Consider the following 25,983-nt stretch of genomic DNA (forward strand, 5'->3'; position numbering starts at 1 on the left):
GGGCGGGGGCGACCCGGTCGGGGACGCCGGGGCGCGGGTCAGCGCTGTCCGTAGCCGCGGAGCTTCTCGGCGACCTCGGCCACCTGGGCTCCGGTCAGCAGCGTCGGGGTGTGGCCGGGGACGGTGGCGGCGGTCAGCCAGAGGCGGCACATCCATTCCAGCTGGGCCGTGCGGTCGTACGCCTGGTCGAGGGTGCTGCCGTAGGTGACCGTGCCGTGGTTGCGCAGCAGGGCTCCGGTGCGTCCGTCGAGGGCGGCCAGGAGGTGCCCGGCCAGTTCCTCGGTGCCGTAGAGGGCGTAGGGGGCGACCCGGACCGGTCCGCCGAGGGCCGCCGCCATGTAGTGGACCAGCGGCAGCTCGTCGACGAGGGTGGAGACGGCGGTGGCGTGGACGGCGTGGGTGTGCACGATCGCCCGGGCGTCGGTGGCGCGGTAGACAGCGAGGTGCATGGGCAGTTCGCTGGTGGGGGTCAGCTCGCCGAGGACCCGGCGGCCGTCGAGGTCGACGCCGACGGCGTCGTCGGGGCCGAGCCGGTCGTAGGGGACTCCTGAGGGAGTGACAAGAACAACATCGCCCACCCGGGCGGAGACGTTGCCGGAGGTGCCCACCACCAGCCCCTCCGAGGTGGTGCGACGGGCCGTGGAGACCACGTCCGCCCATGTCCGCGGGATCTCCCCGGGGTCGGCTATCCGGTCTTCGGTCGCTGTCATCGTTATCCGCCTCCGGTTGGCGTCACTGCTCGGTCCGTTCCAGTTCACCTTCCGTTCACCCAGGGTCCCTACGGTCGCCGCGTACCTGACCATCGAGCTGATTGCCTGGGTGAATGGAAAACATCACGCTTCTCATCGGGATCGTGATCGTCACGGCCTTGGTGTTCGACTTCACGAACGGCTTCCACGACACGGCCAACGCCATGGCCACCACCATCTCCACCGGGGCGCTCAAGCCCAAGACCGCGGTGGCCATGTCGGCCGTGCTGAATCTCGTCGGCGCGTTCCTGTCCGTGGAGGTCGCGGCGACGATCTCCAAGGGCATCGTCGACGAATCAGGCATCCGGCCGGAGATCATCTTCGCCGGACTGGTCGGCGCGATCGTCTGGAACCTGCTCACCTGGCTCGCGGGCCTTCCCTCCAGCTCCTCGCACGCGCTGTTCGGCGGCCTGATCGGCGCGACCATCGCCTCGGTGGGCACGGACGCCGTCCACGGTGACGCCGTCGTCATGAAGGTCCTCATCCCCGCCGTCGTCGCCCCGGTCGTGGCCGGCCTGGCGACCGTGCTGGCGACCCGGCTGACCTACCGTCTGGCGCGCGACACCGACCCCGAGGCCAGCGCCAAGGGTTACCGCGCCGGGCAGATCGCCTCGGCCGCCCTGGTCTCCCTGGCCCACGGCACCAACGACGCCCAGAAGACCATGGGCATCATCACCCTCGCCCTGATTTCCGGCGGCGCGCTGGGCGCGGACGCCGACCCGCCGATGTGGGTCATCGCCTCGGCCGGCATCGCCATCGCGCTCGGCACCTACCTCGGCGGCTGGCGCATCATCCGCACCCTGGGCAAGGGCCTCGCCGACATCCAGCCGCCGCAGGGCTTCGCCGCCCAGACCGGCGCCGCCGTCACCATCCTGGCCTCCTCCCACATCGGCTTCGCGCTCTCCACCACCCAGGTCTGCTCCGGCGCCGTCATGGGCGCGGGCATGGGCCGCAAGGGCGGCGTGGTGCGCTGGTCCACCGCGGGCCGCATGATCGCCGCCTGGGGTCTGACCCTCCCGGCCGCCGGCCTCGTCGGCGCCGGTGCCGCTCTCCTTGCCGACCAGGGCGACTGGGGCGTCGCCACGGTCGCCGTGCTCGCCGTCGCCGCCTGTGGCGCGATCTGGCTGGCCTCGCGCCGCAAGCCCGTGACGCACGACAACGTCAACGAGCTCGACGGCCAGGTCGCCGAGCCCGCCGGTGTCGTCACCACCGCCCTCCAGGCCGTCGCCCCGCCGCCGGCCGGGTTCGTCCCGGCTCAGGCCGCCACGGCTCCCCGTGAGCCCGAGCGCACCCCGGCCGCCGCGACCGGCTGACGCCGGACCAGCCAGCCTTAAGGAAGTACGCAATGAACATCGACTGGGCATCCCTCGGCCAGGTCTTCGGCGTCAGCCTCGTCGTCACCGTCGCGATGGTGGGCGTCTTCACCCTCGGCATCGTCGGCACGTCCCGCAAGCCCCAGGGCACGCGGGACGGCGCCGCCGGTGCGGCGGCAACCGCCACCGCGCCGACCGCGGTGGCGCGCACCGGCGCGTACGCCTGCTTCGCGCTGTGCGCGGCGGCCGTCGCGTACGGCATCTACCTCATCGTCGCCTGATCGTCCGCGCACGACAGTCCACCCACGGCCCGGGGCGGCCATGGCCGCAGGTCAAACGTGAGTTGACGGCCGTTCCCGGGCCGTGGTGGACTTCCGGGGCCAAACGGCGACAGCAAGAGGAAGCCGGTGCGAGTCCGGCGCGGTCCCGCCACTGTCACCGGGGAGCGCTCCCCCACCCCGTGGGTCCATAGGGGTCACGGCTCGTCGAAGCGAGCTGGAAGACCGGGGGCAGCGCCGATCCGGGAGCCAGGAGACTCTGGTCGCCGGTCACGTCGAACCAGGGCGCGGACCCTGAGTGAGGACACATCGCGATGCCCGGCTGCCGCCCCACACCCCCTCCCTCCGTCTTCCGTGCACCCCTCCGAGGCATGACGGCGGTCTGATCCGATGCGTGCCGATCACGTCGGTTTCGCGTCCGGTGCCGCGCTCGGCTTTCTCGGCGACCTCCTCGTGGGCGACCCCCGCCGCGGCCACCCCGTGGCCGCCTTCGGGCGCGCCGCGCAGGGCGTCGAGCGACGGCTGTGGCGCGACCACCGCGGCTACGGCGCCCTGCACACCCTGGTGTGCGCGGGCGGCACCGCCGCGGCCGCCGGGCTGCTGACCCGTGCCGTACGGAACTCCCCCCGCGCGCAGGTCGCGCTGACCGCCGCCGCCACCTGGGCCGTGCTCGGCGGCACGTCCCTGGGCCGTGAGGCCCGGGCCATCGGCGGCGCCCTGGCCGCCGGGGACCTGGACGTCGCCCGGGAGCGGCTGCCGCATCTGTGCGGCCGTGACCCGCAGGCGCTGGACGCGCAGCAGATCGCGCGGGCGGTCGTCGAGTCCGTCGCCGAGAACACCTCCGACGCCGTGGTGGGCGCCCTCGTCTGGGGCGCCCTCGGCGGTGTGCCCGGCCTCGTCGGCTTCCGCGCGGTCAACACCCTGGACGCGATGGTCGGCCACAAGTCCGCGCGCTACCGGCGGTTCGGCTGGGCCTCGGCCCGGCTCGACGACGTCGTCGGCTGGCCCGGCGCCCGGCTCACCGCCGCCCTCGCCGTCCTGGCCGGCCCCGACCCGCGCGGCGCCTGGCGGGTGGCCCGGCGTGACGCCGCCCGGCACCCCAGCCCCAACGCCGGTCCCGTCGAGGCCGCCTTCGCCGGTGCGCTCGGCGTGCGGCTGGGCGGCACCCTCGCCTACGCGGGCCGCGTCGAACACCGCCCCGTCCTGGGCGCGGAGCTGCGCCCGGTCCGGGCGGCCGACATCGAGCGCGCGGTACGGCTCTCGCGCCGGGTGTCGCTGCTGGCCCTCGGGGTGGCGATCGCCGGGCGGTACGCCGTCACCGGCGCGCGGGCCGCGACGCGCTCCACGAGCGGTGCGCCGACCGGCCGCGCCCTGGGCAGACTTCCGGCGGCCGTCCCGGCCGTACGGACAGCACTACGGATCACACAACGGGTCATAGCTCCGACGCAGCACAGGAGGAACCGGTGACAGCGGACAGGAGCGGGCCCACGGGCCCGCTGGGCGGGGGCCTGCTGGTGGCCGGGACCACCTCGGACGCGGGCAAGAGCGTGGTCACGGCGGGGATCTGCCGGTGGCTGGTCCGCCAGGGCGTCAAGGTCGCGCCCTTCAAGGCGCAGAACATGTCGCTGAACTCGTTCGTGACGCGCGAGGGCGCCGAGATCGGCCGGGCGCAGGCCATGCAGGCCGCCGCCGCCCGCGTCGAGCCCAGCGCCCTGATGAACCCCGTGCTCCTCAAGCCCGGCAGCGACCGCAGCAGCCAGGTGGTGCTGCTGGGCAAGCCGGTGGGCGAACTCAGCGCGCGCGGGTACTTCGGGGGGCCTGGGGGCCCCGGGGAGTCGTCGGGTGCTTCGCTGTACGGCGGGCGGCGGGAGGCGCTGCTCGGGACGGTGACGGAGTGTCTGGAGGAACTGCGGCGTACGCACGACGCGGTGATCTGTGAGGGCGCCGGCAGCCCCGCCGAGATCAATCTGCGCCGCACGGACATCGTCAACATGGGCATCGCCCGGGCGGCGCGGCTGCCGGTCGTCGTGGTCGGCGACATCGACCGGGGCGGGGTCTTCGCGTCCTTCTTCGGTACGACGGCGTTGCTGTCCCGCGAGGACCAGGCGCACATCGCGGGCTACATGGTCAACAAGTTCCGGGGCGATGTGACGCTCCTGGAGCCGGGCCTGGACATGCTGCGGGACCTCACCGGCCGGCCGACCGTGGGCGTGCTGCCGTTCGCGCACGGCCTCGGCATCGACGAGGAGGACGGTCTGCGGGTCTCGATGCGCGGCGCGGTGCGCGAGTCGGTGGTGGCCCCGCCGCACGGCGCGGACGTGCTGCGCGTCGCGGTGTGCGCGGTGCCGCTGATGTCGAACTTCACGGACGTGGACGCGCTGGCCGCGGAGCCGGGCGTGATCGTGCGCTTCGTGGACCGCCCGGAGGAGCTGGCCGACGCGGATCTGGTGATCGTGCCGGGCACCCGGGGAACGGTGAAGGCGTTGGCCTGGCTGCGTGAGCGCGGGCTCGCGGACGCGCTGAAGCGCCGCGCCGCCGAGGGGCGGCCGGTGCTGGGCATCTGCGGTGGCTACCAACTGCTGGGCGAGCGCATCGAGGACGACGTGGAGTCCCGGGCTGGCACGGTCGAGGGCCTCGGACTGCTGCCGGTGCGGGTGCGGTTCGCCCGGGAGAAGACGCTGGAGCGCCCGGTCGGCGAGGCCCTCGGCGAGCGCGTGGAGGGCTACGAGATCCACCACGGCGTCGCGGAGGTGACCGGCGGGGACGAGGCCTTCCTGGACGGCTGCCGGGTGGGTTCGGTCTGGGGTACGCACTGGCACGGTTCGCTGGAGAGCGACGGCTTCCGCCGGGCGTTCCTGCGACGCGTGGCGGACGCGGCGGGCCGGTCCTTCGTCCCGGCGCCGGACACGAGCTTCGCGGCCCTGCGCGAGGAACAGCTGGACCGGCTCGGCGACCTGATCGAGCACCACGCGGACACGGACGCGCTGCTGCGGCTGATCGAGCGGGGCGTGCCGGCCGGGCTGCCGTTCGTTCCGCCCGGTGCGCCCGCGCACCCCGCCGAGGCCCCCGCGGGCGAGAAGCCGGCCGTCCCCGCACAACCGTCGGACGGCGCGGCGGACACCGCGAGCACCCCGGCGAACACGGCCGCCTCCGACGCGCCCGACCAGAGCCATTCCTTTGAAGCCCTTGAAGGGGGTACCCGCTGATGGCCTCGGCCACCTACCCGTTCACCGCGGTCGTCGGAATGGACGACATGCGGTTGGGTCTGCTGCTCAACGCGATCTCGCCGTCGATCGGCGGTGTGCTCGTCCGGGGCGAGAAGGGGACCGCCAAGAGCACGATGGTGCGCGGCATCGCGGCGCTGATGCCCGCCGTCGACGTCGTCACCGGCTGCCGCTTCTCCTGCGACCCCGCCCTGCCCGACCCCGCCTGCCCCGACGGCCCGCACGCAGACGGCGACCGCGCGGCCGGTGGCGCGCGCGCCGCCAGGATGGTCGAACTGCCCGTCGGCGCCTCCGAGGACCGGCTCGTCGGCGCGCTCGACATCGAACGGGCCCTGTCGGAGGGCGTGAAGGCCTTCGAGCCGGGTCTGCTGGCCGACGCGCACCGCGGCGTGCTGTACGTCGACGAGGTCAATCTCCTCCACGACCACCTGGTCGACCTGCTGTTGGACGCCGCCGCCATGGGCTCCTCCTACGTCGAGCGCGAGGGTGTCTCCGTCCGCCACGCGGCCCGTTTCCTGCTCGTCGGGACGATGAACCCCGAGGAGGGCGAGCTGCGGCCGCAGTTGCTGGACCGCTTCGGGCTGACCGTCGAGGTCGCGGCCTCCCGGGAGACGGACGAGCGGGTCGAGGTCGTGCGCCGCAGGCTCGCCTACGACGAGGACCCGGCGGCCTTCGCCGCCAAGTGGGCCGCCGAGGAGGACGCGCTGCGCGAGCGGATCGCCGCCGCCCGCGCGCTGCTGCCGGACGTGCGGCTGGGTGACGGCGCGCTGCGCCGGATCGCCGCGGTGTGCGCGGGCTTCGAGGTCGACGGCATGCGCGCGGACATCGTGACCGCGCGGACGGCGACGGCGCTCGCCGCCTGGGCGGGACGCACGGACGTGACCGCCGAGGACGTCCGGCAGGCGGCGCTGCTGGCGCTGCCGCACCGGCGCCGGCGCAACCCCTTCGACGCGCCGGGGCTCGACGAGGACCGGCTGGACGAGATCCTCCGGCAGTTCGAGGAGGACGAGCCGGAGCCCGAGCCGGAGGACCCGGACGGCGGCCCCGACGACAGTGGCCCGGACGACGGCCCCGGCGGCGGTGAGAGCCCCGAGGACGGACAGCCGGGCACCCCGGAGGTCCCGGAGCAGCGGGAGGAGCCCACGCGGGGCGACGACGGCCCCGTGGACTCCCCCGCCGCCCCCGAGGACGCTCCGGGCACCCAGCCGGACCCGGCGGCCGGTCAGAACGATCGGACCGGTCAGGCCGAGGACGGCGATACGGCCGTCGTGGGGGCCGCCGAGCCGTTCCGGACGCGCAAGCTCGACGTGCCCGGGCTCGGCGAGGGCGCCGACGGGCGCCGCTCCCGCGCGCGCACCGCGCACGGCCGGACCACGGGGGCGCGCCGTCCCCGGGGCGCCCTGTCCAAGCTGCACCTGGCGGCGACCGTGCAGGCGGCGGCCCCGCATCAGCGGGCGCGCGGCCGTTCGGGGCCGGGCCTGGTGGTGCGCCGGGACGATCTGCGGGAGGCGGTGCGCGAGGGGCGCGAGGGCAATCTCGTGCTGTTCGTCGTGGACGCCTCCGGTTCGATGGCGGCCCGTAAGCGGATGGGCGCGGTCAAGGGCGCGGTGCTGTCGCTGCTGCTCGACGCGTACCAGCGCCGCGACAAGATCGGCATGATCACCTTCCGGGGGTCGGGTGCGGCGGTGGCGCTGCCGCCGACGTCGTCGGTGGAGGCGGGCGCGGCGCGGCTGGAGAAGCTGCCGACCGGGGGCCGCACCCCGCTGGCGGCCGGGCTGCTCCAGGCACACGAGGTGCTGCGGGTGGAGCGCCTGCGGGACCCGTCACGGCGGCCACTGCTGGTCGTGGTGACCGACGGGCGGGCCACGGGCGGCCCCGAGCCGCTGGTCCGGGCGGCGCGGGCGGCACGGATGCTGGCGGGCGAGGGCACGGCGTCGGTGGTCGTCGACTGCGAGTCGGGGCCGGTGCGGCTCGGGCTGGCGGGCGAGCTGGGCCGCGAGCTGCGCGGACCGGTCGTGACCCTCGACGAGCTGCGCGCGGACAGCGTCTCCGCGCTGGTCAGGACCGTAACGAACACGAACTCCAGGAGGGCCGCGTAATGCCACAGGGACAGCCGACCGTCGTACCCGACGACGGGCTCACCACGCGTCAGCGCCGCAACCGGCCGTTGGTCTTCGTCCACACCGGCATCGGCAAGGGCAAGTCGACGGCCGCGTTCGGGCTGGCGCTGCGGGCGTGGAACCAGGGCTGGCCCATCGGGGTGTTCCAGTTCGTGAAGTCGGCGAAGTGGAAGGTCGGCGAGGAGAACGCGCTGCGGGTGCTCGGTGCCTCGGGCGAGGGCGGGAGCGTCGACTGGCACAAGATGGGCGAGGGCTGGTCGTGGATCCAGCGCGACGCCAAGGAGGGCGAGCTCAGCAACGAGGAGAAGGCCCGCGAGGGCTGGGAGCAGGTCAAGCGGGACCTGGCCGCGGAGAAGTACAAGCTCTACGTGCTGGACGAGTTCGCGTACCCGATGCACTGGGGGTGGATCGACACGGACGAGGTGATCTCGGTGCTGCGCGACCGCCCCGGCACACAGCACGTGGTGATCACCGGCCGCAACGCCCCGCAGGCGCTGGTGGAGTTCGCTGATCTGGTGACCGACATGTCGAAGGTCAAGCACCCGATGGACGCCGGTCAGAAGGGCCAGCGGGGCATCGAGTGGTGAGTACGCGCATCCCCCGTCTGGTCATCGCCGCCCCGGCCTCCGGCAGCGGGAAGACCACCGTCGCCACCGGGCTGATGCGGGCCTTCGCGGACGCCGGACTGGCGGTGTCCCCGCACAAGGTCGGCCCGGACTACATCGACCCCGGCTATCACACGCTCGCGACGGGCCGCCCGGGCCGCAATCTGGACGCCTACATGTGCGGTCCCCAGCGGGTGGAGCCGCTGCTCCTGCACGGGGCGGCGGGCTGCGATCTCGCGGTGGTCGAGGGGGTGATGGGCCTGTACGACGGTGCCAGCGGCCAGGGCGAGCTGGCGTCGACGGCCCATGTGGCGAAGCTGCTGCGGGCGCCGGTGGTGCTGGTCGTCGACGCGTCGTCGCAGTCGCGTTCGGTGGCGGCGCTGGTGCACGGCTTCGCGTCCTGGGACCCGGAGGTGCGGGTCGCGGGCGTGATCCTCAACAAGGTCGGCTCGGACCGCCACGAGCGGTTGTTGCGGGACGCGCTGGAGGAGTCCGGCGTCCCGGTGCTGGGTGCGCTGCGGCGTGCCCCGGCCGTGCACACGCCGAGCCGCCACCTGGGCCTGGTGCCGGTCGCCGAGCGCAGCACGGAGGCCCTCGACGCGGTGGCCGCCCAGGCGGACCGGGTCCGCGAGGGCTGCGACCTGGAAGCCCTGCTGGCGCTGGCGCGCAGCGCGCCCGCGCTGACGGACGAGGCCTGGGACCCGACGGCGTCGTGCCCGCCCGCCGACGGGCAGCCGAGCGGCCCGCGTCCCGTCGTCGCCGTGGCGGGCGGGGCCGCGTTCACCTTCTCGTACGCGGAACACGCGGAGCTGCTCACCGCCGCGGGCGCGGACGTCGTGACGTTCGACCCGCTCCGGGACGAGAAGCTGCCCCCCGGCACCGCCGGCCTCGTCATCGGCGGTGGCTTCCCCGAGATGTACGCCCCGGAGCTGTCGGCGAACGAGCCGCTGCGCAAGGCCGTGGCCGACCTGGCGGCGAGCGGGGCGCCGGTGGCCGCCGAGTGCGCGGGACTGCTGTATCTCTCCCGTTCCCTCGACGGGAAACCGATGTGCGGGGTGCTGGCGGCCGAGGCGCGGATGTCGGAGCGCCTGACCCTCGGCTATCGCGAGGCCGTGGCGATCGCGGACAATCCGCTGGCCGCGGCGGGGACGCGGGTGCGCGGTCACGAGTTCCACCGCACGGTGATCGAGCCGGGCGCGGGCGGGACGCCCGCCTGGGGGTTCACCGCGCCGGAGCGCCGCGTCGAGGGCTTCGCGGTGGGCGGGGTCCACGCGTCGTATCTGCATGTGCACTGGGCGGGCGCGCCCGGTACGGCGGAGCGGTTCGTGGCGGGGCTGCCGCGCCCGTGACGCCGGCTCGGGAGGGCCGCGCCGGGCGCGTGTTCGTGGGGGTCGGGGCGCGCCGGGGCGCGGGCGCCGAGGAGGTGGTCTCGCTGATCACGCGAACGCTGGCCGAGGCGGGGCGGGGCCCGGGCTGTGCTGTCGAGGTCGTCGCGCTGGCGACGGCGGACGCGAAGGCCGGCGAGGCGGGGCTGGTCGCGGCGGCGGAGCGGCTGGGGGTGCCGCTGCTGACGTACGGGGCGGGGGAGTTGGCCGCCGTACCAGTGCCGCGGCCGTCGGCGGCCGTGCTCGCCGCCGTGGGGACGCCGGGGGTGGCCGAGGCCGCCGCACTGCTGGCCGCCGGGCCGGGCGGGGTGCTGCTCGTGGGCAAACGGAAGTCGGCACGGGTCACGTGCGCGGTCGCGGGCCCGGGGCCCCTCCTGTCGGCCTCGTCGCCCTCGCCGTCGTCCCCGCTTTTGGACGGACCCGGTTGACGGGCCTTCGGCCGCCGTCAGTAACGTTGGACGGTCCTGCCCGTACCAGCCAGTACCGGCCGGAGCCCCTCGCGTCTCCCCCGTACCGATCCGCACCAGGCGAAAAGGTGGCCCAAGGCCATGCACACATCCACGGAACCCGATCTGCGTCATCACGGTGACGCCGAAGTGCGGGGCGGCGGGGCGGAACTGACGGACCTGGCGGTCAACGTCCGTGCCGGCACTCCCCCGGTGTGGCTGCGGGAGCGCCTGGTCGCGTCGCTCGACGGGCTCGCGGCGTACCCGGACGGGCGGGCCGCGCGGCGCGCGGTGGCCGCCCGGCACGGGCTGCCGGAGGAGCGGGTGCTGCTGACGGCGGGTGCGGCGGAGGCGTTCGTGCTGCTCGCCCGGGCGCTCGAGGTGCGCCGACCCGTGGTCGTGCACCCGCAGTTCACCGAGCCGGAGGCCGCGCTGCGCGACGCCGGGCACACGGTGGAACGGGTGCTGCTGGGCCCGGAGAACGGATTCCGGCTGGATCCCCGGGCGGTGCCGGGGGACGCGGATCTGGTGGTGGTCGGCAATCCCACCAACCCCACGTCCGTGCTGCACCCGGCGCAGTCCCTGGCCCAGCTCGCCCGCCCGGGGCGGACGCTGGTGGTGGACGAGGCGTTCATGGACGCGGTGCCGGGCGAGGAGGAGTCCCTGGCGTCCCGTACGGACCTGCCGGGGCTGATCGTGCTGCGCAGCCTCACCAAGACCTGGGGCCTGGCGGGGCTGCGCATCGGCTATGTGCTGGCCTCGCCCGGCACCATAGCCAGGCTGGAGCGGGCGCAGCCGCTGTGGCCGGTGTCCACGCCGGCGCTGGCGGCCGCGGAGGTGTGCAGCGCCGCTCCGGCACTCGCCGAGGCCACCGGCGCGGCGCACCGGATCGCCACCGACCGGGCCTATCTGGAAGGACGGCTGGCGAAGTTCACGGAGGTGTCCGTGTGCGGCCCGGCGGCCGGGCCGTTTCTGCTGCTCCGGCTGCCGGACGCGGCGGCGGTCCGGTCCCGGCTGCGGGGGCTGGGGTTCGCGGTCAGACGCGGCGACACCTTCCCCGGGCTGGGCCCGGACTATCTGCGCCTGGCGGTCCGGGACCGGGCGACCACGGACCGCTTCACGGAGGCCCTGGCGACAGCGCTGGCCGACCGCTAGCGCCTGCCCGGCGGATCTTCGCGGGCTCCCGACGCCCGGCACGCGCCGCGACTTCGCGGACACACCCCAGCCGGGCGGGGACCGTCTTCCCTGATCGGCTCCGCGCGTGCCGCAGGCATGATGGTGCATCGATACGCCGATCACGAGGTCAGGAGCTCCGATGCCGAGGCGGGTTCATCAGCCACTGGAGGACCAGGAGGTCGACTTCGTCCTCAGGGCGATCGACGGCCCGGTCCTCGCCTACTTCTCCGGGACGTGGCCGAAGGCGATCGAGGCATGCCGGGCCATGGACCTCGTCGTGGGGCGGATCGCCGAGGATTACGCGGACGCCCTGACCGCCGTCAAGATCGACATCACCCGCTGTCCGGAGGCGACCAAGCGGTACGGCGTCACCGGGGCCCCGACCGTCGTCCTCCTCAAGGAGGGTGAGGTGGCGGCACGCGGCGCGGGGCCGATGACCCACGCCGAGGTCCGGGACTTGTTGACCGCACACCTCTGACCGGCCGCATCCCCTCCCCCGGCCTGGGGAGGGGATGCGGACCCGGACCCGGGCTCAGCCCTCCCTGCGGGCCGCGCGGCGGCGGGTGGCGATCAGCGTGCCGCCGCCCGCGACGACGAGAAGCCCGGCCGCGCCCGCGACGTACGGCGTGGCGGAGCTGCCGCCGGTCTCGGCGAGGTTGTGCCCGACGGGCTTGGCCTCGGCCCCCGTCTGTGTCTTCGTGTCCGTGCCGCCGTGGTCCGGGGTGGCGGCGGGCCCGCTCGGCGTCGACCGCTCCACGGGGCCCTTGGGCGTACGGCAGCCGGCCCGGGCGAGGGTCACCTGTCCTTCGACCTCGGCGACGTTCAGCTTCAGCGGGTTGATGGAGACCTTCAGGCCGAGTGCCGTCGCGGCGGCCGTACGGGAGGTGGTCACCGTCCTGGACAGATCGAGCCGGACCTCGCCGACGCCGGGCACCGTGACCTTCGTCGTACCGGCCGTGCTCACCGTGACCTTCTTGCCGAGGACCGTGACGGCACCGAGCAGATTCGACGTGGCGACCGGCTTCTTCCCCGTCTCGCACACGGCCTTCGAGGTGACCTGCTGGACCTCGACGAGGGAGAGCAGCGGCAGCCCCGGCACGTGCACCCGGGCACGGACGAGATTGGCGTAGCCCTGGGCCGCGCGCCCGTCGGCGGTGGCGCGGGCGGTGGCGGCCTCGGCGCGCAGGAGGTTGACGGGTCTGCCCTGCTCGACACCGGCCAGGGTGACGCCGAGCGCGGTCTTCGAGGCGTTGCCGGGTGCGCGGACCTCGTTGAGCGAGGCGGTGAGCGGCACATGGACGGTCTTGTCGAGCAGGCCGACGTCGAGCGCGGTGCGCAGCACGGCCGCGTCGGCCGTGCCGTCGCCGGTGATGGTGCGGGTGAGGGCGGTGTGGTCGCCGACGGCACCGGTGGCGTACGCGGGTGCCGCGGCCAGGGCGGTGACGGTGATGGTCGCGGCTACGGCGGTGAGCCTGCGTGCGGGCATGCCGAAGGTGGAGCTGGTGGTGCTGGACACGTGTGTGGAACCCCCACGGGAGAATGGAGCCGCCGGCGCGCCAATGGGGGACATCGCGCGCCGACGGCCTCGACTCCGTCATGTTTGTCGCACCGGAGGGTGAACGGACAGTCACCAGACGCCAGTTCAACCGAACGAGTGCGTTTCGCTTTCGCGTTCGGTTCCGGGCGACCTGCGGGCTGCCTTGCCGCCTGCGGGCCGTCTGTGCCGCCTACGGCGGCGGGCGCCCTGCGGGCGCGTCCTCAAGCGCCGGACGGGCTTGATTCGGCTGAGCTCAGCCGCCAAGCCCGTCCGGCGCTTGAGGACACCGCCGCGCAACGGACGTGCACAGGCCTACCGGACCACACGCCCCCGCAAAATCACCCGGCTCGGCGCCCCCAGCACCCGGACGTCCGCGCGCGGATCCGCGCCGTAGATCACGAGGTCCGCCGACGCGCCTTCCGTCAGCCCCGGCCTGCCCAGCCACTCCCGGGCGCCCCAGGACGCCGCCGAGAGCGCGGCGGACGCCGGGATGCCCGCCTTGACCAGCTCGCCGACCTCCTGCCCCACCAGACCGTGGGCGAGCGAACCACCCGCGTCCGTACCGACGTAGACCGGGATGCCCGCGTCGTAGGCCGCGCGCACGGTCTCGTAGCGGCGCGCGTGCAGCCGGCGCATGTGGTCGGCCCAGCGGGGGAACTTGCGCTCGCCGCCCTCGGCGAGGCGCGGGAAGGTCGCGATGTTGACCAGGGTCGGCACGATCGCGACGCCGCGCTCGGCGAAGAGCGGGATCGTCTCCTCCGTCAGCCCGGTCGCATGCTCGATGCAGTCGATGCCCGCCTCCACCAGCGGGGCGAGCGACTCCTCGGCGAAGCAGTGCGCGGTGACCCGCGCGCCCAGCCGGTGCGCCTCGGCGATGGCGGCCTCGACCTCGCCGCGCGGCCAGCACGACGACAGATCACCCGTCTCGCGATCGATCCAGTCGCCGACGAGCTTGACCCAGCCGTCGCCGCGCCGCGCCTCACGCGCCACGTAGGCGACGAGGTCGGCGGGCTCGATCTCATGGGCGTAGTTGCGGATGTAGCGGCGCGTACGCGCGATGTGGCGGCCCGCGCGGATGATGCGCGGCAGGTCCTCGCGGTCGTCGATCCAGCGCGTGTCGGACGGGGAGCCCGCGTCGCGCAGCAGCAGCGCGCCCGCGTCCCGGTCGGTCAACGCCTGTTTCTCGCTGGTCGATTCGTCGACCGGGCCGTGGGCGTCGAGCCCCACGTGGCAGTGCGCGTCCACGAGGCCGGGCAGCGCCCATCCCTCCACCGTGGTGACGTCGCGCGCCCCCGTCGGCCGGTCGAAGGTGATCCTCCCGCCGACCACCCACAGCTCGTCGCGCACCCCGCTGTCCGGGTCCGCTCCGACCAGCACCCGCCCCTTGATGTGCAGCACATCGCCGTCGCTCATGGAGGGCACTGTACGAGCCGGGGGCCGGGCGGTACGAGCCCGGCCCCGCCCCGGCGCGAAGGGGCGCCGCGGGCCGGCCGGCGCCGCAGCGCCGACGCCCCGCCGTACTTCGTCACCGGCGGCTGCCATCATGCTTTCCGAATTCTCGGGCACTTTTCCCGAATTCCCTTTGCGACAGCTTCCCGCCATTCTCATGCCCGCTTTCACCGACCCTAAACGCAGGGATTTTATTGCTTCCCGGATGTGAATGGGAACGCACCCCGACATGGCCCGAGCCGGTGTGACAGACCCCACAATCTGCCCGCCTTGTCCGGATACTACCGGTCAAATCACCCCACGGTTGGAGGGCCTCACGCGCGCCTGCGCCTCGCGCGATAACACGAGGCCCCCCTTTCAAGTAACCCCCTCCCCCGATGCATTTTTCGATTTACCTGGGTAAATTCGATCCCCATGACCGCCGCACATGCAGCCGCACAAACAGACCTCGTACGTGGCCCCGGCGAATTCCGGGAAATGCCGGAGGGCCTGGTTCTCGACGCGCCACGCGTCGAGGACGGAGCAGCGATCTGGCGCATCGCCCGCGACTCCGAGGCCCTGGACCTCAACTCCTCGTACAGCTATCTGCTGTGGTGCCGCGACTTCGCCGCCACGTCCGTCGTGGCGCGTGACGGGGACGGCGAGCCGGTCGGCTTCGTCACCGGCTATCTGCGCCCCGACCGCCCGCACACCCTCGTGGTCTGGCAGGTGGCGGTGGACCGGCCGCACCGGGGCCGGGGACTGGCCGCCGCGCTGCTGGACGGGCTCGTCGCACGCGTCGCCGCACAGCGGGACGTGCGCGCCGTCGAGACCACGATCACGCCCGGCAACACCGCCTCGAACCGGCTGTTCGGCTCGTTCGCCGAGCGCCACCGCGCGGGCGTGGAGCGCGAGATCCTCTTCGACGACCGTCTCTTCCCGGGCAGCGGGCACGAGCCCGAGGTGCTGCACCGCATCGGCCCGCTCGCGGCCTGACCGCCCCGCCCGCACATCCCCTCACACCGCTTGGAGTACGCCGTGACCATCACCCCGCCCGCACTCAGTGTCTTCGAGACCCTGGAGTCGGAGGTCCGCAGCTATTGCCGCAGTTGGCCCGCGGTCTTCGACCGCGCCCAGGGCAGCTACCTCTTCGACGAGGACGGCCACCGGTACCTGGACTTCTTCGCCGGCGCCGGGGCGCTGAACTACGGCCACAACAACCCCGTCCTGAAACGGGCGTTGATCGACTACCTGGAACGGGACGGCATCACGCACGGCCTCGACATGGGCACGACGGCGAAACGTGCCTTCCTGGAGTCCTTCCAGGACAACGTCCTGCGCCCGCGTGACCTGCCGTACAAGGTGATGTTCCCCGGCCCGACGGGCACCAACGCCGTGGAGGCGGCGCTGAAGCTGGCGCGGAAGGTCAAGGGGCGCGAGGCGATCGTGTCCTTCACCAACGCCTTCCACGGCATGTCCCTCGGTTCGCTGGCGGTGACCGGCAACGCCTTCAAGCGGGCGGGGGCGGGCATACCGCTGGTGCACGGCACGCCGATGCCGTTCGACAACTACCTCGACGGCCAGGTCCCGGACTTCCTGTGGTTCGAGCGCCTGCTGGAGGACCAGGGATCGGGCCTGAACACCCCCGCCGCCGTGATCGTCGAGACGGTGCAGGGCGAGGGCGGCATCAATGTGGCCCGCCCGGAGTGGCTGCGCGCCCTGGCCGACCTGTGCAAGCGGCGCGACATGCTGCTGATCGTCGACGACATCCAGATGGGCTGCGGCCGCACCGGCGCCTTCTTCTCCTTCGAGGAGGCGGGCATCACCCCGGACATCGTGACCCTGTCGAAGTCCATCGGCGGCTACGGGCTGCCGATGTCGCTCACCCTGTTCCGCCCGGAGCTGGACGTGTGGGAGCCGGGCGAGCACAACGGCACCTTCCGCGGCAACAACCCCGCCTTCGTCACCGCCGCCGCGGCCCTGGACACCTACTGGGCCGACGGGCAGCTGGAGAAGCAGACCCTCGTCCGGGGCGAGCAGATCGAGCAGGCGCTGATCGCCATCCGCGCCGAACACCCCGGCCTGGAGACCAACCACCGCGGCCGCGGTCTGGTCTGGGGCCTGGAGTTCGGCGACCCGGACCGCGCGTCGGCCGTCGCGGCCCGCGCCTTCGAACTCGGGCTGCTCATCGAGACGTCCGGCCCCCGCAACGAGGTCGTCAAGCTCCTCCCCGCCCTGACCATCTCGCCCGACGAGCTGGACGAGGGGCTGCGGATCCTCGCCCGGGCGGTCCGCGAAACGGCCTGACCCCCTTCACCCCCCTGTCTGACGTATCCGAGAGAAAGGCACCACCACCGTGATCGTCCGATCCTTCAAGGACATCGAGGGCACCGACCGGCACGTCAAGGCCGCGTCCGGCACCTGGGAGAGCAAGCGCATCGTCCTCGCCAAGGAGCGGGTGGGCTTCTCCCTGCACGAGACCACGCTCTACGCGGGCACCGTGACGTCGATGTGGTACGCCAACCACATCGAGGCGGTGCTCTGTGTGGAGGGCGAGGCCGAACTCACCAATGACGAGACGGGTGAGAAGCACTGGATCACGCCGGGCACGATGTACCTGCTCGACGGCCACGAGCGGCACACCATGCGCCCGAAGACCGACTTCCGCTGCGTCTGCGTCTTCAACCCGCCGGTCACCGGGCGGGAGGACCACGACGAGAACGGCGTCTACCCGCTGCTGACGGAGGAGGGCTGACCATGACCACGGTCACCGACCTGTACCCCACCCGCGGCACCCACGAGGTGTCGACCCCGCGCCTCGACCCGGTGGTGTGGTCCGCGCCCGGCACCCCCGGCCCGTTCGAGCCCGCCGAGCTGCGCGACTACGACCGCGACGGCTTCCTGACCGTGGACCGGCTCGTCGACGCGGACGAGGTGACGGCCTTGCGCACCGAGCTCGACCGGCTGATCGCCGATCCGGCGGTACGGGCCGACGAGCGGGCCGTCATCGAACCGAAGTCGCAGGAGATCCGTTCGGTCTTCGAGGTCCACCGGATCAGCGAGGTCTTCGCCGATCTGGTGCGCGACCCCCGGGTGGTGGGCAGAGCCCGTCAGATCCTCGGCTCGGACGTCTACGTCCACCAGTCGCGGATCAACGTCAAACCCGGCTTCGGTGCCTCCGGCTTCTACTGGCACTCGGACTTCGAGACCTGGCACGCCGAGGACGGGCTGCCGGGCATGCGGACCGTGTCGGTGTCGATCGCGCTCACCGAGAACCACGACACCAACGGCGGGCTGATGATCATGCCCGGTTCGCACCGGACGTTCCTCGGCTGCGCGGGCGAGACGCCCGAGGACAACTACAAGCGGTCGCTGCGGATGCAGGAAGCGGGCACGCCGTCCGACGAGGCCCTGACGGACCTCGCCGCGCAGCACGGCATCAAGCTCTTCACGGGCCCGGCCGGCTCGGCGACGTGGTTCGACTGCAACTGCATGCACGGGTCCGGCGACAACATCACGCCCTTCCCGCGCAGCAACGTCTTCATCGTCTTCAACAGCGTGGAGAACGTGGCGGGCCCGCCCTTCGCGGCGCCGGCGCCCCGGCCCTCTTTCATCGGGGCGCGGGACTTCACCCCGGTGCGCTGAGCGGACGTCATCGCATCGACGGGTATCTACGGGTATCGACGGGTACGGCCCGTACGCGGCGGGCGTACGGGCCGTACCCGTCGCGCTCAGCAGCGGGCGAGCGCCTCCAGCAGCCGGTCGACGTCCGCTGAGGTGTTGTAGAGGTGGAACGCCGCGCGGAGGTTCCCGGCCCGGTCGCTGACCGGCATGCCCTCGTCGGTGAGCCGTTCGGCGGCGTGCCCCAGCCCGGGGACGGCGACGATCGCGGAGCCCTCGGCGGGCACGGCCCGGCGGCCGAGCGCGTCGAGCCCGGCGCGGAAGCGGTCGGCGAGGGCGCGGTTGTGGCCGTGGATCCGCTCGACGCCGAGCTCCTCGATGAGCGCGAGGCTGTCACCGGCGGCGACATAGGAGAAGAGGCTGGGACTCTCGTCGAACCGCCGCGCGGACTCCGCCAGCCGCTCCACCGGCCCGTAACAGCTGTTCCAGGGCTCCTCCCCCGCGACCCACCCGGCGAAGACGGGCGTGAGCCCGCCGAGGTCCTCGGGGACGGCGAGGAAGGCGACGCCGCGCGGGCACAGCAGCCACTTGAAGCCGACCCCGACGGTGAAGTCGTGCGCGCTCGCGTCGTACGGCAGCCATCCGAGTGCCTGGCTGACGTCGATGAGCGTACGGGCGCCGTGCGCCCGGGCGGCCGCGCCGATCCCGTCGAGGTCGGCGATCCGCCCGTCCGCCGACTGGACCGCGCTGACGGCGACGAGAGCCGTATCGGGCCGGACCTCGGTGGCCAGCTTCTCCAACGGCGCGATGCGCAGGTGGAGGTCGCGGCGGACGTGGAAGGGGTTGACGAGCGAAGCGAAGTCGCCTTCGGCGACGAGCACTTCGGCTCCGGTCGGCAGGGACTGGGCGATCAATCCGCAAAAGACGGCAGCCGACCCGCCGGCCGCGACCTGCCGGGCGGGCACGCCGACGAGCCGGGCGAAGGACCCCCGGGCGTCCTCCACCGCCGCGAACCCCTCCCCCACGACGGGCCGCCCGATGGCGGCGGCCTCGACGGCCGAGGTCATGGCGGTGACGGCGCGGGCGGGGACGAGACCGGTGGACGCGGTGTTGAGATAGGTCGTCTCGGGTGAGAAATGGGCACGTGCCAAGCTCTCCATCCACCCACTATGCGGGGTGCCGTTCTGCCCGTCCATGGGCAGTACGCGGGGTTTGGCCACCGGTGCGCTCGCCGGGAACGGGGGCGGTGCCCCTGGCCGGGGTACTTGTGCGGTGCGCGGGGGATCACCATCTGTCTGACCACGACAGGCGACGGCAGGTGGAAACAGTCATGACCTCAGCAGCACCACAGGACCCCACGCCGGGCGGCGGCTCGCCCCGGCCAGATCACACGGCGAGGAGCGCCGTCACCGCCTGGATGTCCCAAGCGGCCCGCTCTCCGTCAGCCGCCCTCGCCACCTGGCGTCTGGGCGAACTGGTGCCTCTGCACACGGGCCGCGTATGGGACCTCGTCGAGGTGGACTTCGATCTGGCCCGCAGCGCTATGAGGGAGCTGACGGAGTTCTCCGAGCACGTCGGGCCCCATCTCGTCAGTGGAATGGAGCGCGCCACGTGGATCCTGCTGCCCATCGGCACCGCGTACCGGCTGGCCGGCGTCAAGGGTGTCTTGGTGCACGCCGCAGGATGGCCGCTCCTCGCCCCGCCTCCAGGCCGATACGTGGGTGACCGGACATGGGTCCTGCCTGACAGCGACGGCGACGAGAGAGATGGAGAGCCATGGAAACGCCTCACCGACGCCGACCCGCTACGCGAAGCGGTGCACCACGTGCACGGGCGGCTCCGGCGAGCAGGGGCGACGCGGCGCTGGTGACCGCAGTACCCCCCTTCCCCGGCGGACCATCGGCCGGGCGCGATCACCTGTCCGCCATACGGGGGAGTCCGTAGGCTCCTCCATATGATCGAGGCAGTGGCATTCGACGTCGGTGAAACCCTCATCAAGGACGACCGTGGCTGGAATTCCTGGGCCGACTGGCTCGGTGTCCCACGCCATACGCTCTCCGCACTGGTCGGGGCCGTCGTCACCCAAGGACGCGACAACGCCGACGCGATCCGCCTCGCCCGCCCCGGCATCAGCATCGACGCCGAGCACCGGGCCCGCGAAGCGGCGGGCCGCGGTGAGCGGCTCGACGAAAGCGACCTCTATCCCGATGTGCGGCCCGCGCTTTCGGCCCTCCGGGAGGCGGGCCTGCGAGTCGTCGTCGCCGGAAACCAGAGCGTCCGAGCCGGTGAACTGTTGCGTTCTCTCGGTCTGCCGGCCGACGCGATCGCCACCTCTGCGGAGTGGGGCGTGGCGAAGCCCGATCCCGCATTCTTCGCCCGCGTCATCGCCCTCACGAACACCGCGCCCGAACACACGCTGTACGTCGGCGACCATCCCCACAACGACATCGCACCCGCCGCTTCCGCCGGTCTGCGCACCGCGCACCTACGGCGCGGCCCGTACGGACATTTCTGGGCCGATGAGCCCGAGGCCGCCGCCGCGGACTGGCGCATCGATTCCTTGGCCGAACTGCCCGCACTTCTGGCACCGTAGGGCTCGGCCACGGCAGGGCGGTCGCCCGGATCCCCGAACGGAGCCCGTATGACCACAGCTTCGCACCGAGGGGTGGGGCGGCGTATCGCCTACTACCGCCGCGTCGCCCATCTCACCCAACGACAGCTCGCCGACGCGGCTCTCCTGGCACTCGGGACCGTCCGCAAGCTCGAGCGCGACGAACGCGGCGCGAGTGACAGCGTCCTCGAAGCCCTTGCCGACGCCCTCGGAATCGACCCCGCCAAGCTTCTGCCGCCGGGTGAGCACTCGGACGACCGCGTACATCGGGCCATGCCCCGGCTGTCCGCCGTCATCGCCACGTACGACATGCCCGACGACGGCCCCGTGCGTCCCCTGAGCGAACTTCGTACCGCCGTCGACGAAGCGGTGGACTGGCGGCTCCGTGCCCAGTACGTGCGCATCGCCCGACAGATCCCGTGCCTGCTCGCCGAGCTCTCCCGCGCGCTGCTGATCGAGTCGGGCAGCGGGCGGCGGGAAGCCGCGGGTCTGCTCGTCGGCGCCTATCGCACCGCCGACGCGGTCGCCTACAAATTCGGTGCCCGTGACCTGTCGGCCCGGCTGATCGATCTGATGCGCTGGGCGGCGCGGCAGGCCGAAGACTCCCTTCTGGAGGCCACCGTGGCGTACGTGCGTACCGAGACGTACTTCGCGGCCCGGGCCCACGCCCAGGGCCTCCGTGCGCTGGAGACCGCCATCGACGCGTCCCCGGCCCCGAGCAATGCCGAGTCCATCGCCGCCCGGGGCGCGCTGCACATGCGGGCTGCGGTCATCGCGGGCCGGACCGGGGACGCGAGCGCGGCCGAAGACCACCTCACCACGGCCCGTACCCTCGGCGACCGAGTTCCGGAAGCCGTCTACCAGGGCACCGCGTTCGGCCCCACGTCCGTACGCGTCCACGAGGTGAGCGTGGCCGTCGGTCTCGGCGACGACCACGCACGCCGAGCTCTCGACGTGGCCCGCGAGTGGGTGCCTCCGGACAGCCTGCCCGAGGAACGCCGCTCGGGGTTCTACATCGAGCTGGCCCGGGCCCAGTTGTGGGCCGGGCGCCCCGACGATGCCTTCGCGTCTCTCAAAACCGCTCGCCGGATCGCGCCCCAGCACACCCGGGAGCACGCATGGGTGCGTGAGGACGCGGCCACGCTGCGCCGGTTGAAGCGCGGCGACGCCGAATCGCTCACCCGATTCGCCGAATGGTGCCAAGCCGGACCATACGCGCACCGTTCCGGTTAGCGTGCGGGTATGACGCTCTCCCATGATTCAGGCGATTACTGGGAAACCACCGGGGCCGCGCGCACCTTCACCCACCCGCTCGACCCGGAGCTGCTCTCCCGGTACTTCTCCGTCGACGACCGCATCCTGGACTACGGCTGTGGCTACGGGCGGCTGTTGGCGCAGTTGGCCGAGCGCGGGTATCGCGATGTGCGGGGTGTGGAGCCCTCGGCGGCGCTCGTCGACCGGGGGCACAAGGAGCATCCGGAGCTGCGGATCACGCACTTCGAGGAGCCACCGCTGCCGTTCGAGGACGGGCTGTTCGACGCGGCGCTGCTGTTCGCCGTGCTGACGTCCATCCCCGACGCGGAGGACCGGGAGCGGGCCGTCGCGGAGGTCGGGCGGCTCGTACGCCCCGGTGGGGTGCTGTACATCAGCGATGTGCCGCTCCAGACCGACGAGCGCAGCGTGGGCCGGTACCGCGCGCAGGAACGGGAGACCGGTGCGTACGGCGTCTTCCGGATCGATGACGGCGGGGTGTTCGTGCATCAGTCGCCGGAGAGCTTCCACGCGCTGCTCGGCCGGCACGGCTTCACCGTCGAGACCGAGGAGCGGCGTCGGACCCCGACCCTGGACGGGCACACGGACCTGAGCCTGCAGGTGATCGCCCGCCGTACGCCCTGACGAATAGCTCCGATTAGCTCCGATGCGGTCGTGCCGGCCATCGAAGGCTGAGCGGCGCACGCCGTGACATCGTGGTGCCATGACCATCGCAGTCCGCCCGGCGTCAGTCTTCGAGGATGTCCGCACCCTCGTGGGCCCGAAGTCACCCGGGGCCAACGTCTGCTGGTGCCTGAGCTACCGGATCCCGTCCAAGCTCAACAACGAGCTCCGTGGGCCGGCCCGTGGTGAGTACGTCGCAGAGCTGTGCCGGTCGGCACCCCCTCCGGGGGTGATCGCCTACGACGGTGACGAGCCGGTCGGATGGGCCGCTGTGGCACCGCGCTCGGACACCTCCTTCGCGCGCAGCCGTAAGATCCCGCACGTCGACGACCTGCCGGTCTGGTCGCTGTGGTGCATCCGCGTACGCCCCGGTCACCGCAAGAGGGGGATCTCGCACGCCCTCATCGCCGGTGCGGTCGAGTTCGCCCGCGCCCACGGCGCACCGGCGATCGAGGCGTACCCGATCGACAGCGGTGGCGACCGGGTCGACATGACGATGGCGTACGCCGGGATCCGGAAGAACTTCGAACGCGCCGGGTTCACCCACGCCGCCGACACCACTTCGGTGCTGGCCGGTCATCCCCGGGTCCTGATGCGGCTCGACCTGCGCTGACGCGGTCAGCGATCGCAGGACCCCGGTGCGGCGGTCCTGTCAGCAGTCGGAGCTACCGTCCAGCGGGGGCAGCGCGTCCTACGATCGGCGCATGGCCAAACGCGCTCACTCGCTGTCCCTGTGGTCCCAGGACTCCGTGCTGTCGATCGGCTCGCGGGGCTCGGTGCTCTCCATCGGCTCGGTCGGGTCCGTCCTGTCCGTCGGTTCGGTCGGCAGCGCCCTGTCGTTCGGCTCGATCGGCTCCGCCCTCTCGGTGATCTCGGTCGGATCCTGGCTGAGCACCGGCTCGTTGCTGTCCGCGCAGTCGCGGTGGTCGGTGCTTTCCGCTCGCTCCCACGGGGGCTTCCTGGCGGCCGGGGTGGTGACGACCGTCGCCTGTGCGGCACTGGCGCACCGGGCGGGGCGGGGTGCGAAGGGCTGATTCGCCGCCCCTGGGGAGGAGTCGGCGCTCCGACTTCCGTAGGGGACGGGGAGAGACGGCCGGGGCGTGAGCAGGAGGAGGTTCTCCGTCTCCCGGCCGAGAACGGCCGGAACGGTCTGCCGTTCAGGCCGACGTGCGAGAGCCCGCGCCGCGGAATTCTGGTCGTATGTCCCACTCGGCAGAGCACTCGGTACAGCCAGTACGGAATCCGGTACGGAATCACGTCGTTTCGCCCCAGGTCACACCCTTCAGGCGCGGCGGTCGCTGGGACGACCACGCCACCCGCCGCGCCTGAACCCGGCCCGGACGAGAGCCGTTTCCGCCAAATGGCGGAGGCGGATCGTCATACCGGGCGAGACGGCACGCGGTCCTGCCGCACCATCCTTGACCCCATGAGCCACCCGATAGGCCCCTGGCCACCGGCGGTGGGCGGCATCCCGCTAGCACCCGTCACCTACCCTGTACGGATGATCATCGGACTGCCGGCGCCCGCCGCCGACGGCCGTGCCGCATGACGGCCACCCTCCGGCGCCTCGCGGGCGCGACACTGGGCCGCCGCGCCCGGCTGCGCTGGGTGCATCTGCTGCTCGGCGGCGCGCTGTTGATGCCGTACTTCCTGCTCGCCAACGTGGTCCTGTCGGTGATCCACTCCGGCAACGACACCTTCCTGCTGTCCTCCGCCTCCTGGCAGTTCATCACCTTGGCGGTGGCCCTCGTGCCGGCCGCGGCGACCGCCCTGTTCCCGCTCGCACGGCCGCTGGAGTCCGCCGCCGCGCGGGCCCTGTGCGGTACACGGGACGCCGAACTGGCCACGCGCCCCAGCGATTCGTGGGCGGCGCGCGGCCGGACGGCCGGGTGGTACATCCTGCATCTGGCGGCCGGCGGCATCGTCAGCGGCATGTCGCTGTCGGCGCCCCCCGCGGCCCTGGTGCTGATCGCGCTGCCCCTGTGGGGATCCTCCTCCCGCGTCGAACAGATGGTCTGGACCCAGCACTTCGACGGCTCCGGAATGCTGCTGGCGCCCCTGGCCGGCTTCGCACTGCTCGCGCTCCTCGTCGGCACGTCCTGGGCGGCCGGGGCGCTGCTGGCCCGCTGGGCGCCGGTCCTGCTCGGGCCGACGGCGGCGGACCGGCTCGCCGCCGCCGAGCGGCACGCCCTGCGGCTGGCCGAGCGCAACCGGCTGGCGCGCGAACTGCACGACTCGGTCGGGCACGCCCTGAGCGCGGTGACGCTGCAGGCGAGCGCCGCGCGCCGGGTCCTCGACGCCGACCCGGAGTTCGCCCGGCAGGCGCTGGCCGCGATCGAGGAGACGACGCGCGCGGCCGTCGGCGAACTCGACACCGTGCTCGGACTGCTGCGCGAGGACGGGCCCGCCTCCGCGGCCCCCGCGCCGACCCTCGCCGATCTCGACGCCCTGCTGGCCCGCACCCGCGCGGCGGGCTGCGAGGTCACCCTCACCGCGTCCACCGCGCTGGAGAAGGTGCCACCGGTCGTCTCCCGCGAGGCGTACCGCATCGTGCAGGAAGGGCTGGGCAACGCCCTGCGCCACGCGGGGCAGGTCCCCGTGCGGCTGCGGATCGCCGTACACGACGACGACCTGGAGGTCGCCTTGGAGAATCCCGTGTCCCCGGAGTCCGGCAGCACCCGAGGCCGCCCCGGCGGCGGCCGCGGACTGACCGGCATAGCCGAGCGCGCCCGGCTGCTGCGCGGCGCCAGCACCTCGGGCGCGGCCGACGGCACCTGGCGACTGGCCGTGCGGCTGCCGCTGGGAGGTGGCGTCCGATGAGCACCCCCGCCCGCCCGCTGCGCGTCGTCCTCGCCGACGACGAACGCATGGTGCGTACCGCCCTGCGCGCGATCCTGGGCGCCGAGCCGGACCTGGAGGTCGTCGGCGAGGCCGAGACCGGTGCGGAGGCGGTGTCGGTCATCCGCGAGCTGCGCCCCGACGTCGTGCTGATGGACGTCCGGATGCCGCAGATCGACGGCATCCGCGCCACCGAGCAGGTGCTGGCCACGATGACCGATCCGCCGCGCGTCATCGTCGTCACCACCTTCGAGAACGACAGCTACGTCTACGACGCGCTGCGGGCGGGAGCCAGCGGATTCCTGCTCAAGCGCTCGGACGCGGACGAGCTCGTCTCGGCCGTCCGGCTGGTGGCCCGCAGCGACTCGCTGCTCTTCCCCGCCGCCGTGCGCGCCCTGGCCGCCGAGTACGCGGGGGCCAGGACCGCCCGGGACGCGGCCGCGGCGCTCCGCGCGCGGCTGTCGGAGCGCGAGGCGGAGGTGCTGCGCCTGATGACGACGGGCCTGTCGAACGCGGAGATCGCCGACCGGCTCGCGGTGGGCCCGGCGACCGTGAAGACGCACGTCGCGGGGGTGCTCGCCAAACTGGGCGTACGCGACCGCACACAGGCGGTCATCGCTGCCTACGAGTGCGGCTTCGTCACGCCCCGGTAGGGCGGGCGGCCGACGGTGGACGGGCCCCGCGGGACGTAGCTCTCCACGGGTAATGGAACCGCAA

27 protein-coding genes and 1 riboswitch are annotated in these 25,983 nt (G+C 73.1%); of the genes, 23 read left to right on the forward strand and 4 right to left on the reverse strand.

Translation table 11 applies throughout. The features are described 5' to 3' along the window. Positions 1-38: 38 nt before the first annotated feature. Entirely contained in the window at positions 39-710 is a 672-nt protein-coding gene (locus tag AB8O64_RS08850) for a class II aldolase/adducin family protein (RefSeq protein WP_370418661.1), read from the reverse strand. Between the two features lie 113 nt (positions 711-823). Here AB8O64_RS08850 and AB8O64_RS08855 point away from each other — a divergent pair, with 113 nt between their 5' ends. The 10 genes from AB8O64_RS08855 (at position 824) to AB8O64_RS08900 (ending at position 11,774) form a co-directional block, all read left to right on the forward strand. Then, the gene (locus AB8O64_RS08855) at positions 824-2,062 is read left to right on the forward strand and encodes an anion permease (protein ID WP_370418662.1); all 1,239 of its coding nucleotides are present in this window, start codon (positions 824-826) and stop codon (positions 2,060-2,062) included. A 32-nt stretch (positions 2,063-2,094) separates the two neighbouring features. Then, positions 2,095-2,343, forward strand: coding sequence for a hypothetical protein (locus AB8O64_RS08860; protein WP_370418663.1), 249 nt, complete (start codon positions 2,095-2,097; stop codon positions 2,341-2,343). Between the two features lie 114 nt (positions 2,344-2,457). Then, positions 2,458-2,600, forward strand: a riboswitch (cobalamin riboswitch). A 130-nt stretch (positions 2,601-2,730) separates the two neighbouring features. Beyond that, entirely contained in the window at positions 2,731-3,807 is a 1,077-nt protein-coding gene (locus AB8O64_RS08865; RefSeq protein ID WP_370418664.1) for a cobalamin biosynthesis protein, read from the forward strand. A 29-nt stretch (positions 3,808-3,836) separates the two neighbouring features. Then, positions 3,837-5,546: a cobyric acid synthase gene (locus tag AB8O64_RS08870; protein ID WP_370423824.1), complete on the forward strand. Its 1,710-nt coding sequence runs from the start codon at positions 3,837-3,839 to the stop codon at positions 5,544-5,546. Next, positions 5,546-7,663 carry a putative cobaltochelatase gene (locus AB8O64_RS08875; RefSeq protein ID WP_370418665.1) on the forward strand — a complete coding sequence of 706 codons (2,118 nt, stop codon included), beginning with the start codon at positions 5,546-5,548 and terminating at the stop codon, positions 7,661-7,663. The genes AB8O64_RS08870 and AB8O64_RS08875 overlap by 1 nt, the downstream gene beginning before the upstream one ends. After that, positions 7,663-8,271 (forward strand): cob(I)yrinic acid a,c-diamide adenosyltransferase, encoded by a 609-nt coding sequence (gene cobO / locus AB8O64_RS08880; protein ID WP_356454642.1) that lies wholly within the window; start codon positions 7,663-7,665, stop codon positions 8,269-8,271. The genes AB8O64_RS08875 and cobO overlap by 1 nt, the downstream gene beginning before the upstream one ends. Then, complete coding sequence (locus tag AB8O64_RS08885; protein WP_370418666.1) at positions 8,268-9,638, forward strand: cobyrinate a,c-diamide synthase; 1,371 nt, start codon at positions 8,268-8,270, stop codon at positions 9,636-9,638. Before cobO ends, AB8O64_RS08885 begins: the two co-directional genes overlap by 4 nt. Further along, complete coding sequence (locus tag AB8O64_RS08890; protein WP_370418667.1) at positions 9,635-10,102, forward strand: cobalamin biosynthesis protein; 468 nt, start codon at positions 9,635-9,637, stop codon at positions 10,100-10,102. The genes AB8O64_RS08885 and AB8O64_RS08890 overlap by 4 nt, the downstream gene beginning before the upstream one ends. Before the next feature lie 120 nt (positions 10,103-10,222). Beyond that, positions 10,223-11,275: an Rv2231c family pyridoxal phosphate-dependent protein CobC gene (gene cobC / locus AB8O64_RS08895; RefSeq protein ID WP_370418668.1), complete on the forward strand. Its 1,053-nt coding sequence runs from the start codon at positions 10,223-10,225 to the stop codon at positions 11,273-11,275. Positions 11,276-11,435: 160 nt separating this feature from the next. Continuing rightward, entirely contained in the window at positions 11,436-11,774 is a 339-nt protein-coding gene (locus tag AB8O64_RS08900; RefSeq protein WP_370418669.1) for a thioredoxin family protein, read from the forward strand. A gap of 54 nt (positions 11,775-11,828) precedes the next feature. Here the strand turns inward: AB8O64_RS08900 and AB8O64_RS08905 are convergent, their stop codons facing one another. Continuing rightward, positions 11,829-12,812: an SCO1860 family LAETG-anchored protein gene (locus tag AB8O64_RS08905; RefSeq protein WP_370418670.1), complete on the reverse strand. Its 984-nt coding sequence runs from the start codon at positions 12,810-12,812 to the stop codon at positions 11,829-11,831. A gap of 333 nt (positions 12,813-13,145) precedes the next feature. Further along, a complete protein-coding gene (locus tag AB8O64_RS08910; protein ID WP_370418671.1) occupies positions 13,146-14,246 on the reverse strand; it encodes an amidohydrolase family protein in 1,101 nt (366 codons plus the stop codon). A 513-nt stretch (positions 14,247-14,759) separates the two neighbouring features. Between AB8O64_RS08910 and ectA the strand changes: the two genes are divergently transcribed. Genes ectA through thpD form a run of 4 tightly spaced genes read left to right on the forward strand, consistent with a single transcriptional unit; the run spans position 14,760 to position 17,906 of the window. After that, complete coding sequence (ectA, locus tag AB8O64_RS08915) at positions 14,760-15,257, forward strand: diaminobutyrate acetyltransferase (RefSeq protein WP_370423825.1); 498 nt, start codon at positions 14,760-14,762, stop codon at positions 15,255-15,257. Between the two features lie 42 nt (positions 15,258-15,299). Further along, on the forward strand, positions 15,300-16,568 hold the full coding sequence (gene ectB, locus AB8O64_RS08920) for a diaminobutyrate--2-oxoglutarate transaminase (RefSeq protein WP_370418672.1): 1,269 nt from the start codon (positions 15,300-15,302) through the stop codon (positions 16,566-16,568). Positions 16,569-16,617: 49 nt separating this feature from the next. Then, positions 16,618-17,016 carry an ectoine synthase gene (locus AB8O64_RS08925; protein WP_356456686.1) on the forward strand — a complete coding sequence of 133 codons (399 nt, stop codon included), beginning with the start codon at positions 16,618-16,620 and terminating at the stop codon, positions 17,014-17,016. A gap of 2 nt (positions 17,017-17,018) precedes the next feature. Beyond that, on the forward strand, positions 17,019-17,906 hold the full coding sequence (gene thpD / locus AB8O64_RS08930) for an ectoine hydroxylase (protein WP_370418673.1): 888 nt from the start codon (positions 17,019-17,021) through the stop codon (positions 17,904-17,906). A gap of 86 nt (positions 17,907-17,992) precedes the next feature. On the opposite strand, the gene AB8O64_RS08935 is transcribed toward thpD, so the two are convergent. Next, positions 17,993-19,078 (reverse strand): aminotransferase class V-fold PLP-dependent enzyme, encoded by a 1,086-nt coding sequence (locus AB8O64_RS08935; protein WP_370418674.1) that lies wholly within the window; start codon positions 19,076-19,078, stop codon positions 17,993-17,995. Positions 19,079-19,212: 134 nt separating this feature from the next. On the opposite strand from AB8O64_RS08935, the gene AB8O64_RS08940 reads away from it, so the two are divergent. From AB8O64_RS08940 to AB8O64_RS08980, 9 genes are all read left to right on the forward strand, one after another. Beyond that, on the forward strand, positions 19,213-19,752 hold the full coding sequence (locus AB8O64_RS08940; RefSeq protein ID WP_370418675.1) for a hypothetical protein: 540 nt from the start codon (positions 19,213-19,215) through the stop codon (positions 19,750-19,752). 84 nt (positions 19,753-19,836) lie between these two features. After that, positions 19,837-20,475, forward strand: coding sequence for an HAD family hydrolase (locus AB8O64_RS08945; protein ID WP_370418676.1), 639 nt, complete (start codon positions 19,837-19,839; stop codon positions 20,473-20,475). A gap of 48 nt (positions 20,476-20,523) precedes the next feature. Then, positions 20,524-21,726, forward strand: a complete 1,203-nt coding sequence (locus tag AB8O64_RS08950; RefSeq protein WP_370418677.1) for a helix-turn-helix domain-containing protein — start codon at positions 20,524-20,526, stop codon at positions 21,724-21,726. Positions 21,727-21,735: 9 nt separating this feature from the next. Continuing rightward, positions 21,736-22,389 carry a class I SAM-dependent methyltransferase gene (locus AB8O64_RS08955; protein WP_370418678.1) on the forward strand — a complete coding sequence of 218 codons (654 nt, stop codon included), beginning with the start codon at positions 21,736-21,738 and terminating at the stop codon, positions 22,387-22,389. 79 nt (positions 22,390-22,468) lie between these two features. Next, entirely contained in the window at positions 22,469-23,041 is a 573-nt protein-coding gene (locus AB8O64_RS08960; protein WP_370418679.1) for a GNAT family N-acetyltransferase, read from the forward strand. A gap of 91 nt (positions 23,042-23,132) precedes the next feature. Continuing rightward, on the forward strand, positions 23,133-23,462 hold the full coding sequence (locus tag AB8O64_RS08965; protein ID WP_365374252.1) for a hypothetical protein: 330 nt from the start codon (positions 23,133-23,135) through the stop codon (positions 23,460-23,462). 392 nt (positions 23,463-23,854) lie between these two features. Continuing rightward, positions 23,855-23,977, forward strand: a complete 123-nt coding sequence (locus tag AB8O64_RS08970; RefSeq protein ID WP_370418680.1) for a hypothetical protein — start codon at positions 23,855-23,857, stop codon at positions 23,975-23,977. Continuing rightward, positions 23,974-25,248 (forward strand): sensor histidine kinase, encoded by a 1,275-nt coding sequence (locus AB8O64_RS08975; protein ID WP_370418681.1) that lies wholly within the window; start codon positions 23,974-23,976, stop codon positions 25,246-25,248. The genes AB8O64_RS08970 and AB8O64_RS08975 overlap by 4 nt, the downstream gene beginning before the upstream one ends. Continuing rightward, positions 25,245-25,919 carry a response regulator gene (locus AB8O64_RS08980; protein ID WP_370418682.1) on the forward strand — a complete coding sequence of 225 codons (675 nt, stop codon included), beginning with the start codon at positions 25,245-25,247 and terminating at the stop codon, positions 25,917-25,919. Before AB8O64_RS08975 ends, AB8O64_RS08980 begins: the two co-directional genes overlap by 4 nt. Positions 25,920-25,983 lie beyond the last annotated feature (64 nt).

This window comes from Streptomyces sp. QH1-20 (assembly GCF_041283565.1).
In the GTDB taxonomy this organism is placed as follows: domain Bacteria; phylum Actinomycetota; class Actinomycetes; order Streptomycetales; family Streptomycetaceae; genus Streptomyces; species Streptomyces syringius.